14 protein-coding genes are annotated in these 17,168 nt (G+C 35.1%); 1 reads left to right on the top strand and 13 read right to left on the bottom strand.

From position 1 onward, the window contains the following. Positions 1–30: 30 nt before the first annotated feature. The 13 genes from U5L76_05905 to U5L76_05965 all read right to left on the bottom strand — a co-directional run bounded on the left by U5L76_05905 (position 31) and on the right by U5L76_05965 (position 15,385). A complete protein-coding gene (locus U5L76_05905; protein ID MDZ7799101.1) occupies positions 31–1,419 on the bottom strand; it encodes a L,D-transpeptidase family protein in 1,389 nt (462 codons plus the stop codon). A gap of 525 nt (positions 1,420–1,944) precedes the next feature. Next, positions 1,945–4,620 (bottom strand): preprotein translocase subunit SecA, encoded by a 2,676-nt coding sequence (gene secA / locus U5L76_05910; protein MDZ7799102.1) that lies wholly within the window; start codon positions 4,618–4,620, stop codon positions 1,945–1,947. A 101-nt stretch (positions 4,621–4,721) separates the two neighbouring features. Next, positions 4,722–5,246, bottom strand: coding sequence for an ECF transporter S component (locus tag U5L76_05915; protein MDZ7799103.1), 525 nt, complete (start codon positions 5,244–5,246; stop codon positions 4,722–4,724). Continuing rightward, the gene (locus U5L76_05920) at positions 5,243–5,626 is read right to left on the bottom strand and encodes an FmdE family protein (GenBank protein MDZ7799104.1); all 384 of its coding nucleotides are present in this window, start codon (positions 5,624–5,626) and stop codon (positions 5,243–5,245) included. The genes U5L76_05915 and U5L76_05920 overlap by 4 nt, the downstream gene beginning before the upstream one ends. Positions 5,627–5,751: 125 nt before the next feature. Then, positions 5,752–6,615 carry a UDP-N-acetylmuramate dehydrogenase gene (murB, locus tag U5L76_05925; GenBank protein MDZ7799105.1) on the bottom strand — a complete coding sequence of 288 codons (864 nt, stop codon included), beginning with the start codon at positions 6,613–6,615 and terminating at the stop codon, positions 5,752–5,754. An 88-nt stretch (positions 6,616–6,703) separates the two neighbouring features. After that, complete coding sequence (locus U5L76_05930) at positions 6,704–6,973, bottom strand: hypothetical protein (protein MDZ7799106.1); 270 nt, start codon at positions 6,971–6,973, stop codon at positions 6,704–6,706. 153 nt (positions 6,974–7,126) lie between these two features. Continuing rightward, positions 7,127–8,485, bottom strand: a complete 1,359-nt coding sequence (murC, locus tag U5L76_05935; protein ID MDZ7799107.1) for a UDP-N-acetylmuramate--L-alanine ligase — start codon at positions 8,483–8,485, stop codon at positions 7,127–7,129. A 4-nt stretch (positions 8,486–8,489) separates the two neighbouring features. Next, the gene (murG, locus tag U5L76_05940) at positions 8,490–9,584 is read right to left on the bottom strand and encodes an undecaprenyldiphospho-muramoylpentapeptide beta-N-acetylglucosaminyltransferase (protein ID MDZ7799108.1); all 1,095 of its coding nucleotides are present in this window, start codon (positions 9,582–9,584) and stop codon (positions 8,490–8,492) included. 33 nt (positions 9,585–9,617) lie between these two features. Continuing rightward, the gene (ftsW, locus tag U5L76_05945; GenBank protein ID MDZ7799109.1) at positions 9,618–10,739 is read right to left on the bottom strand and encodes a putative lipid II flippase FtsW; all 1,122 of its coding nucleotides are present in this window, start codon (positions 10,737–10,739) and stop codon (positions 9,618–9,620) included. A gap of 3 nt (positions 10,740–10,742) precedes the next feature. Beyond that, positions 10,743–12,131: a UDP-N-acetylmuramoyl-L-alanine--D-glutamate ligase gene (murD, locus tag U5L76_05950; protein ID MDZ7799110.1), complete on the bottom strand. Its 1,389-nt coding sequence runs from the start codon at positions 12,129–12,131 to the stop codon at positions 10,743–10,745. A gap of 119 nt (positions 12,132–12,250) precedes the next feature. Then, a complete protein-coding gene (locus U5L76_05955) occupies positions 12,251–13,006 on the bottom strand; it encodes a PD-(D/E)XK nuclease family protein (GenBank protein ID MDZ7799111.1) in 756 nt (251 codons plus the stop codon). An 892-nt stretch (positions 13,007–13,898) separates the two neighbouring features. Next, positions 13,899–14,948, bottom strand: a complete 1,050-nt coding sequence (gene mraY, locus U5L76_05960; GenBank protein MDZ7799112.1) for a phospho-N-acetylmuramoyl-pentapeptide-transferase — start codon at positions 14,946–14,948, stop codon at positions 13,899–13,901. 14 nt (positions 14,949–14,962) lie between these two features. Then, complete coding sequence (locus U5L76_05965; GenBank protein ID MDZ7799113.1) at positions 14,963–15,385, bottom strand: hypothetical protein; 423 nt, start codon at positions 15,383–15,385, stop codon at positions 14,963–14,965. 10 nt (positions 15,386–15,395) lie between these two features. On the opposite strand from U5L76_05965, the gene U5L76_05970 reads away from it, so the two are divergent. Further along, positions 15,396–17,105 (top strand): glycosyltransferase family 39 protein, encoded by a 1,710-nt coding sequence (locus tag U5L76_05970; GenBank protein MDZ7799114.1) that lies wholly within the window; start codon positions 15,396–15,398, stop codon positions 17,103–17,105. Positions 17,106–17,168: the final 63 nt, after the last annotated feature.

A 17,168-nucleotide genomic window follows, 5' to 3' on the forward strand; every position in this document is an offset into this window, starting at 1 on the left:
AATTAAAAAGCTTTTATTTAAAAATTATTTTTAATTATGGATTAATATCGGAGTACCCACTTCCGTAAAATTATAAACATATTCAGCCGCTTCCCAGGATAATCTAACACACCCATGAGAGACACGAATACCCAGATGATTTTCTCCTTCTTTTATCACCCCCCCACTACGCAGCTTCCAGTAGGGTAAGCCGTGCAAGCCGTGACCAATCCCGGTAAACTGCTGCCAATAAGGCATATACAAAGCATAGCTTGATGAGTAAGCATTGGGTGATTTATTCATCACTTTATAGGTACCAACTGGGGTATCCATACTCGGCTTACCTGAAGAGATAATATAATTTTTTATGACCATACCATTCTCACGTAAAAATAAACGCTGGCTGGAAATATCTATTTCAACATATTTTAAGCTGTTCGAAAGTGTAGTTCCAGAAAGAAACCCAGGTCCGGTTATTAATTCAATATCATTATCACCATTAAGATCACCAGCCGCTAAATAAACCCCGCCTCTGAAATTTCTAGGATAAGGAAAAAAGTTTACGTTAGCCAGCGAGCCATCATAATTAAATCCCCGAACATGCGGACCGCCGCCTGAATTAGCCGCGGTAATAATTTCATCGTATCCATCTGAATCAATATCACCACAAGTTAAGTTAACCCCGCCTTGAAAACTACCATCATAGGCGTAGAAACCGGCCAGTTTATTTTTTTCTTGATCATAAACTTCCACAATCGGCCGACCATTTTTGTAGACAGCGGTTACTATTTCTTCTTTTAGATCATTTGTTAAATTTCCGCTGGCCACGGAGACACCGCCTCGGTGATTAAAATCAAATGGCCAGAAATCTTTGCCTAAGTTAATTCCACTGGCCGAGAATATTCTGACATGAGCTCCGCCTCCCGGTCCCGGACCGGTTATTATTTCAGAAACACCATCACCGGTTAAATCACCGCAAGCTACATTAACGCCGCCCCTAAAACTGGGAGCGTAAGCCATAAAGCTTTCTAGTTGCCGTCCCCTGTTATCAAAAACTTTAACGTTTGGACCACCCCCGGCCCCCGGACCAGTGATAATTTCAGAAACTCCATCACCGGTTAAATCACAACTGGCTACTTTTATGCCTTTTCTAAAACGCACGTCATAAGCCATAAAACTTTTATACTTATCTCCTTCACCAGCAAATATCTGTACGTTGGGGCCCCCTCCCGGTCCAGCCCCAACAATAATTTCATCAGACCCATCAGCGTCAACATCACCACTGGCCAGACGAACTCCACCTTTGAAGGATTTTAAAAAGCCAAAAAAACTAGAGGTTTGTAAATTATTTTCAAATATTTTAACTTCCGGTACAATACTGCCATAAGCCTTAACTTTTTTTGGACATAAAAAAATAACCCCTAGAACAAGGATTACCATTGTTAAAATAATATAAAATTTTTGATACCTAAAAGGCATATTTTTTGTTTTTGTTTTTAACACAAAGGTGAAAGCCAGAGGCCTTAAGATGCTTGATGGTTTTTGTAACCAGGAGGCACACAACAGGCCTCCGGCTAATTTGTGTTTTTGTTTTTGTTTCCTTTTAAAGGACTATACCATCATAATAGCATACATTTGCCAAAAAGTCAAGCTTAAGATAAATCTATTATTTCTCTAGAGATAACATTAATTCCTCTTTTTACTGATAAATAAAAATAAAAAAACCTGACTCTTTTAAAATAAGTCAGAGAGGCTTTAATTATAATGAACCGTTGAAGTAAGAAATTTTCTAAACTATTAATGAGGCTATAAACATTAGAGTTAAAGTTCCGCCAAAAATAAGCCTGAAAATATCATCCGGAAATTTCGGTTAACATAATTTTTAATAATAAAGAACCACTTATTCATTACTCTCCTCCTTTTTACTCTAAAATAAAATTATATAAAAATTTATTGATTAAATTGTTACCGTCCGCAACACTTTTTATACTTTTTACCGGAACCGCAGGGACAGGGATCATTCCGTCCAATTTTTTTGCCGTTTTTATTTTGCCGACGGCGATTTGATAAATTATCCGTCGGTTTTTCTCTTTTTTCTTTAGCGTGTTTAGATGGAGCCGATAAAACTTGTTTGCTCTTAGCCACCGGTGAAGCAGACATATTTTTAGCTAAAGGTATTTTATAAAGGCTGTAGATAATATGGGCATTTATGTTTGACAATAACCGGTTAAAAAGTTTGTATGACTCTTTTTTATATTCAACCAAGGGATCCTGTTGACCATAGCCCCTAAGACCAATACCGGTTCTAAGATGAGTCATCTGACTAAGGTGTTCAATCCATAAAGTGTCAATAGTTCTAAGTACAATACCTTTAATAATTCTAAAAAGATCATGGGGGCTATCCAGTTGATCAGACATTTGATCAAAAGATTTGTTCGCCAGTTTCATGAGGTACTTAACAATTCTTGTTCTTACTTCGGCCTTTTCCTTTTCACCAGCGTTAGAACTTTTTATCTCTTCCAATTTAATTCTTGATTCAATAGGTATGGGAAAAATAGTATCAACCACTTCATAAACTTCTTCTATATCCCATTCTTTTTTAGCCTCAGGAGCTGTGTGGAAATAAACCACTCTTTCAATTTCATCTTCAACTATCAACATCATTTTATCCTTTAATTTATCTCTTTTCATAGTAAGAAATTCTTTTCTTTTTTTATACAAAACTTGACGATGCTTATTCATCACGTCATCGTATTCTACTAAATGTTTTCGAATATCAAAATTACGCGACTCAACTTTTTTCTGCGCTTTTTCTATAGAGCGAGAAATCATTTTGTTTTCAATTGGCATATCATCAGGGACTCCTAATCGATTCATAACATTTTTCATTCTGTCCGAGCCAAAAATACGCATTAATTCATCTTCCAAAGATATAAAAAATTGCGAAGAACCAGGATCACCCTGACGGCCGGAACGACCCCGAAGTTGGTTATCAATGCGGCGCGATTCATGCCTCTCTGTACCAATTACCTTAAGCCCACCCAATTCTTTTATTTCTTGGGCCTTTTCTTTATTAAAAGGCTGGCCGCCTAAAACTATATCCACTCCCCGACCGGCCATGTTAGTAGCCACTGTCACGGCTTTTTTTCGGCCAGCTTGGCGGATAATCTGGGCTTCTTTTTCGTGATTTTTAGCGTTTAATAATTCATATTTAATGCCTTCTCTTTCCAAAAGCTCCCCTAATAACTCATTTTTTTCAATAGAAATAGTGCCCACCAAGACTGGCTGGCCGACTTCATAATCACGTTTAATTTCCCTTAGTATAGCTTTAAATTTACCTTTCTCAGTTTTATAAATACTGTCATTAAGGTCTTCCCTGACCATGGGTTCGTTGGTCGGGATAACCACCACGTCCAAATCATAAATTTTGTGAAATTCTTCGGCTTCAGTAGCGGCCGTACCAGTCATACCGGATAACTTATCGTATATGCGAAAATAATTTTGAAAAGAAATAGTAGCTAAAGTTTGGGATTCATTTTTAATTTCTACGTCTTCTTTAGCTTCTATAGCCTGGTGCAAGCCTTCCGAAAAACGTCGCCCCGGCATTAAACGACCGGTAAATTCATCAACAATCACAATTTCTCCTTCTTTAATTACATAGTCCTTATCTTTTTTAAATAAGGCGTGGGCTTTTAAAGCCTGTTCAATATGATGAACCATTTCAATACCGCCAGCCTGGTAAATATTATCCATATTCAGCCAGTTTTCCATTTTACTAATCCCCTCTTCGGTTAAAGTAGCGGCTTTCATTTTTTCGTCAACATTATAATCCGGACCTTCCTCAAGTTGGGGAATTAATTTGGCAAATTTATAGTATTTGTCAGCTGATTCTTCAGCCGGAGCCGAAATAATTAAAGGAGTTCTAGCCTCATCAATCAAAATACTATCAACCTCATCAATAATGGCATAATGAAGAGATCGTTGCACCATGTATTTAATATCCGGTACCATATTATCACGCAAATAATCAAAGCCAAACTCATTATTGGTGCCATAAGTTATATCAGCTTGATAAGCTTCTCGGCGACTAACTGGCTTTAAATGAGAGATACGCTCGTCCCCTAACTCTTTGTCCTCAAAATCGGGATCATAAATAAAAGCCCCGTCATGAATAATACAGCCACAGGAAAGACCTAAATTTTGATATACCGGGCCCATCCAGCCACAGTCTCGTCGGGCCAAATAATCATTAACCGTAACCAAATGACAACCCTGGCCGGTTAAGGCGTTTAATGATAAAGCTAGGTTAGCGGCTAAGGTTTTACCCTCGCCGGTTTTCATTTCAGCTATTTTACCCTGGTGCATAACTATACCGCCAATTAGCTGCACATCAAAGTGTCTCATATTAACTTTTCGTCTGGAAACTTCGCGGACCATAGCAAAAACATCCGGCAAATAATCCTCCAACCGGCTTTTATCTTTTTTTATTTTATTTTTAATATCTTTGGCTTTTTTAGCAAAGTCCTCATTTTTATATTTCTTATACTGGCTTTCTAATTCATTAATTTTGTCCACTGTTGGCTGCAATTTTTCTATTACTTTTTTATTAGGATCACCAAAGATTTTGGATAATAATGACATATTTAAAATTCCTTAAAACCTTTCCCTAAGTTTACCAAAAAAACCACCTAAATTCAAGCTTAAATTAAAAAGCCTTTAATAATTGTCTGGCTAAGAACTATTTAATTTTGCCTAAAATTACTAATTAATCCAATCAGAAAAGGGATTAAAGCCAATTGCAGGAAAATTCCTACCATACCAAGATTTAAAGCACTGAATAAAAAAATAAAGGGATTTCCCGAGAGAAAGACCCAGGCTGTTAAAAATAAAACAACCCGCCCTAAAATCATAGCCAAAACAATTGAGGTAAAGCTATTTAATTCTTTTTCTCGAAAGTATCCGGCCCAAAAACCGTAAGCCGCTAACTCCAGTGTCATTACAGGAATTAGAGCCAAGCTGGGCCTACCTGATAATGCAAAAACAATAACCGGGCTTAAACCTCCGACTATAAAGCCGGTTTTTTTACCAAAAATTAACCCGCCAGCTAAAACAAAAAAATGCATCGGCAAAAAAATATTGCCGGCCAATTGGTATTGGTGGGCTATCATTGGCATGGCTATGGTTAAAGATATAAAAATAATAATAACTAGAGCTTGCTTTAAAGCACTAATTTTTATAATTGGTTTTTCTAAAATATTTTCTTTCATATATTTTTTAAATTATTATTAATTAATGGTTTAATAAGACGGGCAAATTTTTTCATATCTTTTTTAAAATGAGCCTGAGCTATTTTTTTAAAGCCTTGGTTTAGGTTTATAACTATTTTTTTATTTGATAAATAAATAATAATTTTTAAATCACCAGCTTTTTTCAAGATGATACTGCTGCATCCGACTGTACAGCCGCTAGACAGCTGCAGTCCGTCAATCAAACAAGAGTAAGGTGTTTTTAATGGATTATAAATAACTATCTTTTCAATCTTACCGAAATGACTTTTGACCAACTGGCCAATAATATAACCAGTCACAGCATAGGGACCAATATGACCGTGAAATTTTCTAATTTTTTCTAATTCGCTTTTTCTCATATTATATTTTTTTTGTTTAAATCAACCATTTAATCACTTCCGCCAGAGCCTGCCTGTGGCAGACAAGGCGGATCCCCCGTAGGGGGACAATTAACTTAATCAACTCTCTTAAATTAACTCAACCTCTAAAACCCCACCAGCTGAATTTCCTCCTGTAATTGTATATTTTTTTTATCCCTGACCTGCTGTTTAATATAACTGATAAGCATAACTACTTCTTCGGCCTTGGCACTGTTAGTATTAATAATATAATTAGCGTGTATTTCCGAGACTTTGGCCGCTCCCATACTTTTACCTTTGAGACCACATTCTTCGATAATTTTTCCAGCCGACATTCCTGGTGGATTTTTGAAAGCACAGCCGGCTGAAGGCCTATTCAAAGGCTGGCTTTGTTTTTTATTATCTATATTTTCTTTAATTTTTTTTTGAATATTTTCTTTTGTATCTTTTATTAAATTAAAAAGTGCTGACAGAATAATATAATCTTTTTCTTTAAAAATACTTTTTCTATAGGCAAACTTAAGTTCTTGATGGCTTAATATTTTAATATCTAAATTCTCATCAATTACTTTGACCTGACTAATGAAATCACCAATGGCTTTTTTAGGGTTACCCGTATTACCAACAATAGCGCCGCCGACCGTGCTGGGAATGCCGGCCAGAAACTCAAGGCCTTTTAATTTATGGTCAAGACAAAACCCCAGTAATTCCCCTAGGGTCAAACCAGATCCGACTGTTATGGTTGTCTTAGACAAAATTTTTAATTCTTTTATTTCATTTTTAATCACCAGGCCGTCAAAACCCTGGTCAGAAACTAATATATTAGCTCCGTGCCCTAAAATAAAATATTTTATTTTATTTTTTTTGGCCCATTTCAAGGCCTCAATCAGCTGATTTTCATTCTTGACAATTATAAAATACTTAGCCGGACCGCCAATTTTAAAAGTAGTAAAGGGAGCTAATTTTACTTTTTCTTTCAAACCTTTCATCAAGTTTTATTATAAATCAATTAGACTAATAAAAAAAGCCCCGGACTATTAAATCCCAGAGCTCAAATAATTTAGCTCATAAAATAAATCATAACTTTTTGGTCAGAACCGGGAGTCGGGGCCCCTGACCAGGCCTGATACCGGCTACAATTTTATTAAAAACTTTCTTATAATTAGTATAGCCAGCCCGCAGTATAAACTCAGCTTCACCGGGTCTGTGAAAACTAGAGATTTCCTGTTCAACCCGTCCATGCTCTTTTAGCCAGCCTCGAGCCAGGTTCAACCGGCCAAAAAGATTAACCAAGCCAATATATCTAGCCTTGTTATAACCAGGTTCAAGAGCAGCTTTTACTGCCATAAATCCCGGCTCCTCACATCGTCACTTTTCAGGTCATCTTTATGCGGATAAATTATCCGCAGATCTCCGGCCTCATTTAGAGACTAAAAACTTAATATCTTAATGTCCAATATCTCGATATCTTAATATCTAATAACTCAACAACTTAATTAACTAATCAACCAACCTTTCCCCGACTTTATAAATATCCCCGGCTCCAACAATAAATATAACGTCGCCTTTTTTAATAATTTTCTTAATCAGTTTTTCAGTATATTTTAAATTCTTAGCGTAATAAACCTGATCTTTTTTAGCCATCACTTCACGGACAATATCCTGCGAAGAAACACCTTGGTCTTTTTTCTTTTCCCGTCCCTTAACTTCAAATATTTCGGGCACAATCAAGACATCAACTTTTTTTAAAACACGGACAAAATCATTGAACAAATTTTTGGTGCGGTTATGCTGATGGGGCTGAAAAACAAAAACTAGTCTTTTTTGGGGATACTTTTGGCGGGCCGCCTTAATTAAATTTTCCACTTCAGTTGGATGATGAGCATAGTCAGAAACAACCGGTCCACCGGCAAACTGACCAATGATTTCAAACCTTCGCCAAGTGCCCTTAAAACTTTCTAATGATTTTTTAATTATTTTTTTGTCAATACCCAACTCGCTAGCCAGACTAAAAGCGGCTAAGGCGTTAAAAACATTATAAGTACCGGGCAACTTTAAACTTATTTTAGTATTTTCAATTTTAAAACTAGTTGTTTTTGTACTGGTTTTAATATTTTTAGCCTGGTAATCTCCTTTTTTCAAACCAAAACTAATTATATTACCTTTAAAATTATGAGCCACTTTTTTAACATTCTTATCATCAGTATTTATGACTAAGGTTCCAGATAAGGTCAGATTTTCAATATATTTTTTAAAAGTCCTGATAATATCCTCCATATTTTTGTAAGTGTCCAGGTGATCTTTTTCCAGATTATTCAAAACAATATAATCCGGATAATAATTAAGCATAGCCCGGGCGTATTCATCGGCTTCAATGACTACAAAATTTGACTGACCCAGCCGAGCGTTGCCTTCTAGCTCGGGTAAATATGAACCGACAATAAAAGTCGGGTCAAAACCAGCCTTTTTTAAAACCCGGGCCATCATAGCCGTAGTGGTTGTTTTGCCGTGAGTGCCAGAGACGCAAATAAGCTTTTTATCAGCCGTAAACTGGCCTAAAGCCTGAGGATAGGATAACTCTTCTATATTATTTTTTTCAGCTTTATTTCTCTCAATATTATCAACCGGTATAGCTTCGGAAAAGACTAATAAATCAGTATCTTTGGCTAAATTTCGGCCTTTATGAGCACCAATCTTTATCTTGGCTCCGGCCTTTTTAAGTCCTTTAGTTACTATTGATTCCGTCAGATCGGATCCGGAAACCTCTTTACCCATATCCAAACATATTCTAGCCAAACCAGAAATACCAATACCAGAGATTCCAACAAAATGAATTTTTTTTGCCTTAGTTATATTCATTATATTAAAAATTATTATTAATCACTGCCAGTATAAGATCAGCTACTTTAGAAGAAGCCTTGACTTGATAAAAACTTTTTATATTTTGGCTTAACTCGTTCAGTTTTCTTTTATGGGTTAAAAGCCCTTTAATACTACTTAAAAGAAGTTTTGGATTGAGCAAATTTTCACGGATCACAAAAACAGCATTTTCCTTCTCATAAAAGCGGGCGTTTTCTTCCTGGTGCGAATTAAATATAGGAATAATAATGGCTGGTTTACCTAAAGCTGACAATTCGGACAAGGCACAAAGTCCAGCCCGCGAAACGACTAGATCGGCCGCCGCCAAAGCGTGATTCATATTACTGGTTAAAAATTCAAATGATTTATAATTTTCATGATTGATACCAGCATCTTTTTTACCTTGGCCGGTTAGATGAATTATTTGAAAATTTTTCACCAGCTGGCCAGCAATCTTATTTATTACTTTATTTATCTTTAAAGCTCCGGTACCGCCACCTAAGACCAGAAGGATGGGTAAATCTTTTTTCAAACAGAAAATTTCACAGGCCTTTTTTTTAGTGCCGCTCAAGATATCTTTTCTAATGGGATTGCCCGTTAAAACCGTTTTTGGCCGGGGAAATTCCAGCAGTGATTTTTTAAAAGTTACCGTGATTTTATCCGCTTTTTTTTCGGTTAATTTATTAGCCAGGCCTTTTCGAATGTCCTGCTGGTGAATTATAACTGGTATATTATACTTTTTAGCGGCCCAGATCACCGGCACCGCTACGTAGCCCCCGGCTGAAAAAACTATATCTGGCTGTGTTATTTTAAGAATATCCCGAGCCTGTTTATAGCCTTTTAAAATATTAACCGGGTCAGTTAAATTTTTTATTGATAAATATCGACGTAATTTGCCGGCTGGAATATTTTTAAAAGAAATATTATAAAAAGAGGTAATCTTTTTTTCCGGTCCTTTTTTGGTACCAATAAAAAGAAAGTCTGTGTCAACTTTTCTTTGTTTTAACTCCTGGTAAACAGCCACCAAAGGCATAACTGAACCGGCCGTACCACCACCAGTTAGAATTATTTTAATTTCTTTTTTCTTTTCTTTTTTCATTGTCTAAAAGTTTATAATTCTAAGTTTATAAAATCATGTCCAAAAACTCCTACTTTCTTGACTATACTTAGATATATTAACAAGTATACCAATAGCCGCCAAGCTAACTACCAGCGAAGAGCCACCCTGGCTGATAAAAGGCAAAGGGATGCCGGTTAAAGGCAGAATGCCAGTCATGGCTCCAATATTTATCATGGCTTGAAATGTAAACCAGGCCGTGATGCCAGCAGCTAAAATTTTAGCAAAATTATTGGGCGCCCCTTTAGCAATTTTAAAACCACGAAACATAAAAATTAAAAATAAACCAATTAATATAACCACAAAAATAAAACCAAGCTCTTCGGCAATAACCGCAAAAATAGAGTCCGAAGAAGCCTGAGGTAAATAATTAAACTTTTGCCTAGAGTGACCCAGACCCAAGCCTAAAAGACCGCCCGAACCAATAGCTAAAAGTGCTTGATTTATATGGTAACCAATACCCTGAGGATCTAATTCCGGATTTAAAAAAACAGTAAAGCGTTGCAAACGATACGGAGCCACTCTAATCAGTAAGGCTAATAGGCCGCCGGCTCCCAAGCCAATTAAAGTTAAATGCAAAAAAGGAGCCCCGGCCACTACATAACAGCTTAAAGCTATAATACCGATAACGGTCATGGTACCCAAATCAGGCTGAGACATAATTAAAGTAGTCATAATAGCCAGAATTATAATAAAAGGCCAAAAACCGGCTGAGAAATCCTTTATTTTGTCCCCTCTTTTGTCCAGCCAAGTAGCTAAATAGATTAAGAATGTTAGTTTAGCAATTTCCGAGGGCTGAAAAAATATAGGGCCAATCTTAATCCAACGATTAGCTCCCAATAAACCAGCACCCATTCCGGGAATAAAAACACTAATTAATAAAACTAATGTGACAATAATTATTGGAAAGGCAAATTTTTGCCAGACTGAATAATGGGTACGAGACATTATGACAAAAAAGAAAATACCAATAACAAAAGCCACTAGTTGATTTTTGACAAAATGATTAGGGTCACCAAATTTTTGAAAACCCTCAACTGAACTGGCTGAAGAAAGCATAACCAAGCCAAAAATAACAATAATAGCTATAATAGCTATCAAAAAATAATCCTGTTCTTTCTCTAATCTTCGGCTCATAGATTAAATATTTTTGTAGACTGTCTTAAATCGGTCTCCCCGGTCAAATTCATGTTTAAATAAACCAAAGCTAGCCGCACCTGGTGAAAGCAAGATTATATCTCCTTCCTCGGCCTCTTTTAAAGCCAGCAAAATGGCTTTTTTCATGTTTTTTATATTATCAAGACATCTAGTTTTTTTTATGGTCTTTTCTATTTTATCACTGGCTTTTCCTTTAAATAAAATACTGAGTTTACAGTATTTATCAATATATTTTCCCATTAAATAATAATCAAGGTTTTTATCAGCCCCGCCGGCCAGTAATATAATATTTTTATGATCAGTATTGCCTAATGTTTTTAAAGCTGAAATAGCGGCCTGAGGTACAGTAGCTGTGGTATCATTATAAAATTTTATTTCTTTTTTTTGTCCTAAAAACTCCAAGCGGTCTGGCAGACCTTTAAATTTTTTAATCACTTTTTCTATTTTTTTATTGGGTATTTTTAAAATTTTACCTAAACAGCTAGCAGCTAAAAAATATTCCAGATTATGTTCAGGCTTAATTTCCATATTTTCAATAGAAAAAATTTTTTCTTTTTTTGAACGGTTTATAAAATAAATATTCTCATCAATAATAGTGGTTCCGTGCTTAACAATTTTTTTTGAAGAAAAATAACATAATTGACTAGGGGTTTTTTTTGTCATCTGTCGTGTGTAGGTATTATCTGCATTGACTATGGCCCAGTCATTTTTGTTTTGAAATTTTAAGATCAAATTTTTAGCCTTAACATAATCATCCATGGAGTCATAACGGTTTAAATGTTCTGGCATAATATTAGTAATCAGGGCCATATGAGGGGATTTTTTTAAATGAGACATACCCTCTAAATGCCAAGAAGAAAGTTCTAAAACTACTTTTGTCGTTTTTTTTATTCCTGCCAAAACATCTAGCATTAAATAGTCCCGGATATTTCCGGCTATGACCGTATCCTGGTAATGACTTTTGACTAATTTATAGATAAGATAAGAAAGAGTGCTTTTGCCTTTAGAGCCGGTAACCCCAATAATGGGAGCCGGGCAGAGTCGAAAAAAAAGACTGGCTTCGTTTTCAAGAGGAATATTATTTGTTTTAGCCAGTTTTATATATTTTGAATTACTAGGCACACTGGGATTTCGTATTATTAAATCTGCTTTTTTAAAATCTTTTTCCCGGTGTCCCCCTAAAACATATTCAATTTCTCCATTATTAATTTTATCTAGCGATACTTTAAGCTCTGCTTTGGTTTTTAAATCAGTCACTAAAACTTTAGCTTTTTGCTTTAAAAGCCAGTTAACTACTGAGACTCCCCCGCCGTGCAAGCCTAAACCCATAACCAGAACTTTTTTATTTTTCAGATTATTAAAATCAATCATCTTAAGTACATTATAAATAAAATACCGTTTTTTTTCAACTTATATCATTTATTGAAGACAACAATAAGGTAAAGCAGACTAAGTGTTCTACCTTGCTTTTCTGTTATAAAAAATTATTTTTATTTTTCTTCTCTCCCTCTCGCCTTAAAATAAGCGCAATAATCACAATCTGGATCAGCGGCTGGAATATTATCACTATTTAAACACTGATAAATATTTTTAATAGTTTTATCGACCCATTTGTCCGATCCCTGATAAGGTATCAAATTAACCCGAAACTCTAACTTTTTATCAAAAGCTTTTTTATCAGCTATACCATTACAGTAAACAAAATAACCGGTGTTAGAAACTTTATAACCGTTTTTTCGTAAAAGCCATTGGTAAACTTCCATTTGCCTTTTATAACTGTCATGCCAATCTTTATTTAATTCAGTGATTTCATCTTTTTTAGCGGTGGCTTTATAATCCACTACTATATATTCCTTTTGTGGATTTATCCAAAGATCATCAATGGCCCCAAATATAACCAAATTAGTTTCCTGGTCATGATACTGCACACCCGTAAAATTATGACGGTATTTATCTAATTTATCGTCTTCTACTGGTCTGGCTTTAATTCCGTATTCTTTTTGCAGAGGATGCTGAGTGCCTTTAACCCGATGAATATCAAATTCTTGTTTTAAAAGCCTATCCACAGCCGCGTTTAAAGCAAAAGGATAGCCTGGGGGTCGGCCTACCCCCAAAACTCGGTCCAGATAAAAACACTTCGGACATTCCATAAATAAATCAATTTTAGAGCGAGATAACTTAAAGGGTTTTTTCATATCCGGTTTATAAAGATTGCTTTTTCTCTTAGGATTGTAATATTTTGACATGGTTATATTATATATTATTTATACTAAATAATAAAGTAATTTATTTATTTAATAAAATTTGATTAAAAAAAAGACCCCGTCAATGTGATCTTGTCTAGATTAGAAATTAATGTTATTCAACAAGGAATTTATCCCAAAACATCTTTGAAACGAGAAATTATTTTTGTATAAATAAAAATTGAATGGACAAATTTTCTGAAGGCTAGTTAGGGCACTCTATTTTAAAACATCTAGCCGAATTATGAATGGTCGAAAACCCGGAGGCAAGGATTCTATTTTTGATATTAGGCGGGATAAAGAATAAACCGCTAAACAAATTATTAAACTTCTCAAATCCGAGAAGCGCGGATCTCCTGATCCGCGTCACCTTATTCGGTTGGATCAGGAGATCCAACCTTCTCGAGCAAAAATAGATTATTAAATCTCTAATTCACCGAGAAGCTCTGGCCCCCAGGCCTTGAGCTTAGTAAATATATTGCCAGAACCGGTCTGGGGACCAGTTCTTTTCGCGATAAAATAATAGAGTCTTTTAAAAAAGTTTTAAAAAAAACCGAAGATGAATCTGGAGATAAATCTCCAGCTACGCGGAATGAGGATGGATTGAAAACCAAAGATAAATCAACAGCGGTTCAAAAAGAAGAAAAACCTTCTACTCAACGCGTAGGCAAAAGATTTATCTCCGCCTTTAAATAAAATCGCCTAGGCGGGAATCCCTATTCCCGCAATACATTAACAATAATCATAACCTTAAAAAGAATATATTTAGCCAATCAATATTATTTTATAATCAAATTTTTACGACAAAAGCCTAGATGTTATTCGCTTCCTCAAAGATAAACCCACCTCTCAAAAAGAAGCGATCACTAAACACCTTAATCACTCAGTAACTCAATCAACTCCCCTTATCCATCAAAAATAAAATTACTCCGATAACGGCCATAACCGCGGCGACAATCCAAAAGCGCATCACTATTTTAGCTTCTGGCCAGCCAATCGCTTCAAGATGGTGATGAAGTGGAGCCGATAAAAAAACTTTTCGCTTTCTTATTTTTTTGGAACAAACCTGGATAATGACCGAGCCAGACTCAATAACCAGAGGAAAGAGTATAATCGGCAAAAGTAAGGAGTAGTTAGTAAGCATGGCCACAATACCCAAGGTTATGCCCAGAGACATAGCTCCGGTATCACCCATAAAAAATCTGGCCGGTGGAATATTAAACCATAAAAAGGCAAATAATGAACCGGCAATAACCCCGCAAAAAGCCGCCAGGTCTGGTCTTCCCTGGACCAAAGCAATAGAGCCATAAGCCACAAAACCCACCAATAAAATACCCCCGGCTAATCCATCCAAACCATCGGCTTCATTAGTAGAAAAAGCGGTAGCTACAATTATAAAAATAAAAATAGGCACATACCAAAGCCCAATATCAAAATTGCCGATAAAAGGAACATGTATTGTAGTCCAGTCCAGTTTAAAGTAAAACCACATAGCCCCGACTAAAGCGATTAAAGTGTAAATTATCAAGCGCTGCCAAACCTTTAACCCACCACCGCCATTAGTACTTTTTACATCATAAATATCATCAACAAAGCCGACCACGGCGGCCGCTACCAGGACTCCCAAAGGTAACAGGGTTTCGGCCCTGGACAAAAAATTTAATTTATCTAAAAACTCGATATCAGTGATTTGAGAAATAAAATAAATAGCATAAATAAGAAAAAGCAAAGTTACCCAGATTAAAAGCCCGCCCATGGTCGGAGTGCCGCTTTTTTTCTGGTGCAAAGAAGAATAAACCGGGGTTTCTTTTTCGTTTCTAATTCTTTTGCCTAACTTATACTTGTATAAAAAATGAGTTAAAAGCGGGGTCCAGATAATAGTTATAATAAAAGAAATAGTGGTCAGAATAAATATTTTTATGGTTTCAAAATTGGTTTCAAACATTATTTAATTTAATATTATAGATTTTGAAATATAATAAATAAACTAGCTAGCCCTAAAAAAATTTGGATAACACTAGAAGAAAATATTAAAATATAACTTAATATTTTTTCCTTGTGATAAATTATAATAGAAAAGAAAAAATTTATAAAGAAAATAATAAAACCAAATAATGGTAAAGCAAAAATTTTATACCAATCTCCAATTAGGTCGATGCCAAAATAAATGTTATAATGAAGAATAACCGGCTCTTGAGTGGGTTGAAACTGCATATAAAGTAAGAGCCAAACTACTAAATTTAAAATTAGTGAAATTATAAAATTAATAAGAAATATTTTGTTGGCAAACAAAACTCCTAATTCGGCCTCACCCCAAAAATCTCGGTTGAATACTTTCTTAAAAAAATATGAAAAGCTCTTGGTAATTTTATTCTTGAGCATATTTTTAATTTTGAATTTATATCTGACCCTAGAGGATTCTCAAACCATTGATGAAGGTCCTCATATTTCAGGCGGCTTAAGTTATTTAAAAACCGGTGATTTTCGTATTAACCCGGAACATCCTCCACTGGTCAAAGAGCTCTCAACTTTACCCTTGTTAGGCCTTAATATCTCTATACCTACCGATCATGAAAGTTGGCATAATTATAACCAATGGGATTTTGGCCGTCAACTTATATACCACTCCTCTGCTTGGCCCGACACTATAGTTTTTTTAGCTCGACTCTTCCCTATTATTTTAGGCTTAATCCTCGGCTTTTATATTTACCGATGGGCTAAAGAAATTTTTGGCTTTCAGTCCGGACTTTTGGCTTTATTTTTATATTGCCTCTCGCCTAACTTTATAGCCCACAGTCATCTAGTAACCACCGACACGGCCTTGGCTCTTTTCTTTGTTCTTATTATATACTATTTTGGTAAATATTTAAAAAATCCCAGTAAAAAAATACTTTTCGTAGCCGCTATTGTATTCGCCTTAGGTTTTAACACTAAATATTCAGCTGTTTTATTTATTCCGGTTTTAATTTTTATCTACTTCTGGCATTGGCTAGTTAAAAAAGAAAAAACTAAACTGCGTTTAAAAAAATTTTTATTAGTTTTTTTAGTATTTTTTGTTATAACGGCTGCTACTACTTTTATGCTTTATGGATTTGAAATGAAAAAACCACTTGAAGAGCCCCGAGTACAAAAATTATACCAGGAAAGACAAGAACTAATTGACAAGAATTTAGTAAAAACCCAGCCGCTTTTTATCCAGCCTTTAGTTTCTTTAGCCAATCCGGAAACCAAAACTGGTTCTTTTATTTATAATTTTGCTAAAAACATTTCAGTTCCGGCCTACACTTATTGGCGTGGCTTTTTTTCCGTTCTCAGTCATAATCATTGGGGTCATGGGGCCTACCTTATGGGTATGACTGGTACTCAAGGCTGGTGGTATTATTTTATAATAGCTTATTTAATAAAAACTCCTTTAACGACAGTTTTACTCAGTCTATTTGTTTTTATTCTCTTTGTCTGGAAAAAAATTATAAAAAATATAGAAATACCTTTCTGGCAGAAAATTAAGAATATTGATTTTAAATATTGGCTGATTATCTGGCCGCCTTTAATATATTTTCTTTGGTCTTTAACTAGTCATATAAATTTGGGAGTAAGACATATTCTGCCGGTTTATCCTTTTATATTCATTGGTCTCTCTTCATTAGTCAGTATAAAAATAAGAAAAAGAAAAAGAAAAATTATTTATAATACCGGTTTAACTTTAATGATAATTTATTACCTGGCCACTAATATAATGATTTTTCCCTTCTACCTTTCTTATTTTAACGAAGCTATTGGCGGGCCAGAAAACGGCCATCAATATCTGCTTGATTCTAATATAGACTGGGGACAGGATGTTAAAAGGCTCGAAAAATGGCTGGATAAAAATAATATTAAAAACTATCACACTTTGTTATTTGGCAGTCTTGATTCATCTTACTATTTGGATAACCAGCTATCTTTCCCTAAAAATGAAGAAGTGAGGCAAAACGGCATTTCTCCGGGTTATTATATAATTAGTGCTGGTCCTCTTTTTGATCCTAATGGTGACTGGCATTGGCCTCATAAATATAAACCGATAAATAAAATTGGTTATTCTATCTATATTTACCAATTTTAAAGGCGATTGACTAAAAAGAAATATTATGATATAATATAGTTAATCTAGAGACAAAAATAAAAA

The organism is Patescibacteria group bacterium (assembly GCA_034520665.1).
Lineage (GTDB): Bacteria > Patescibacteriota > Patescibacteriia > JAXHNJ01 > JAXHNJ01 > JAXHNJ01.

Excerpts from the sequence above, each read along its gene's own strand:
- U5L76_05905 (MDZ7799101.1), bottom strand. The coding sequence starts at position 1,419 with ATGGTAATCCTTGTTCTAGGGGTTATTTTTTTATGTCCAAAAAAAGTT.
- secA (MDZ7799102.1), bottom strand. The coding sequence starts at position 4,620 with ATGTCATTATTATCCAAAATCTTTGGTGATCCTAATAAAAAAGTAATA.
- U5L76_05915 (MDZ7799103.1), bottom strand. The coding sequence starts at position 5,246 with ATGAAAGAAAATATTTTAGAAAAACCAATTATAAAAATTAGTGCTTTA.
- U5L76_05920 (MDZ7799104.1), bottom strand. The coding sequence starts at position 5,626 with ATGAGAAAAAGCGAATTAGAAAAAATTAGAAAATTTCACGGTCATATT.
- murB (MDZ7799105.1), bottom strand. The coding sequence starts at position 6,615 with ATGAAAGGTTTGAAAGAAAAAGTAAAATTAGCTCCCTTTACTACTTTT.
- U5L76_05930 (MDZ7799106.1), bottom strand. The coding sequence starts at position 6,973 with ATGGCAGTAAAAGCTGCTCTTGAACCTGGTTATAACAAGGCTAGATAT.
- murC (MDZ7799107.1), bottom strand. The coding sequence starts at position 8,485 with ATGAATATAACTAAGGCAAAAAAAATTCATTTTGTTGGAATCTCTGGT.
- murG (MDZ7799108.1), bottom strand. The coding sequence starts at position 9,584 with ATGAAAAAAGAAAAGAAAAAAGAAATTAAAATAATTCTAACTGGTGGT.
- ftsW (MDZ7799109.1), bottom strand. The coding sequence starts at position 10,739 with ATGAGCCGAAGATTAGAGAAAGAACAGGATTATTTTTTGATAGCTATT.
- murD (MDZ7799110.1), bottom strand. The coding sequence starts at position 12,131 with ATGATTGATTTTAATAATCTGAAAAATAAAAAAGTTCTGGTTATGGGT.
- U5L76_05955 (MDZ7799111.1), bottom strand. The coding sequence starts at position 13,006 with ATGTCAAAATATTACAATCCTAAGAGAAAAAGCAATCTTTATAAACCG.
- mraY (MDZ7799112.1), bottom strand. The coding sequence starts at position 14,948 with ATGTTTGAAACCAATTTTGAAACCATAAAAATATTTATTCTGACCACT.
- U5L76_05965 (MDZ7799113.1), bottom strand. The coding sequence starts at position 15,385 with ATGCTCAAGAATAAAATTACCAAGAGCTTTTCATATTTTTTTAAGAAA.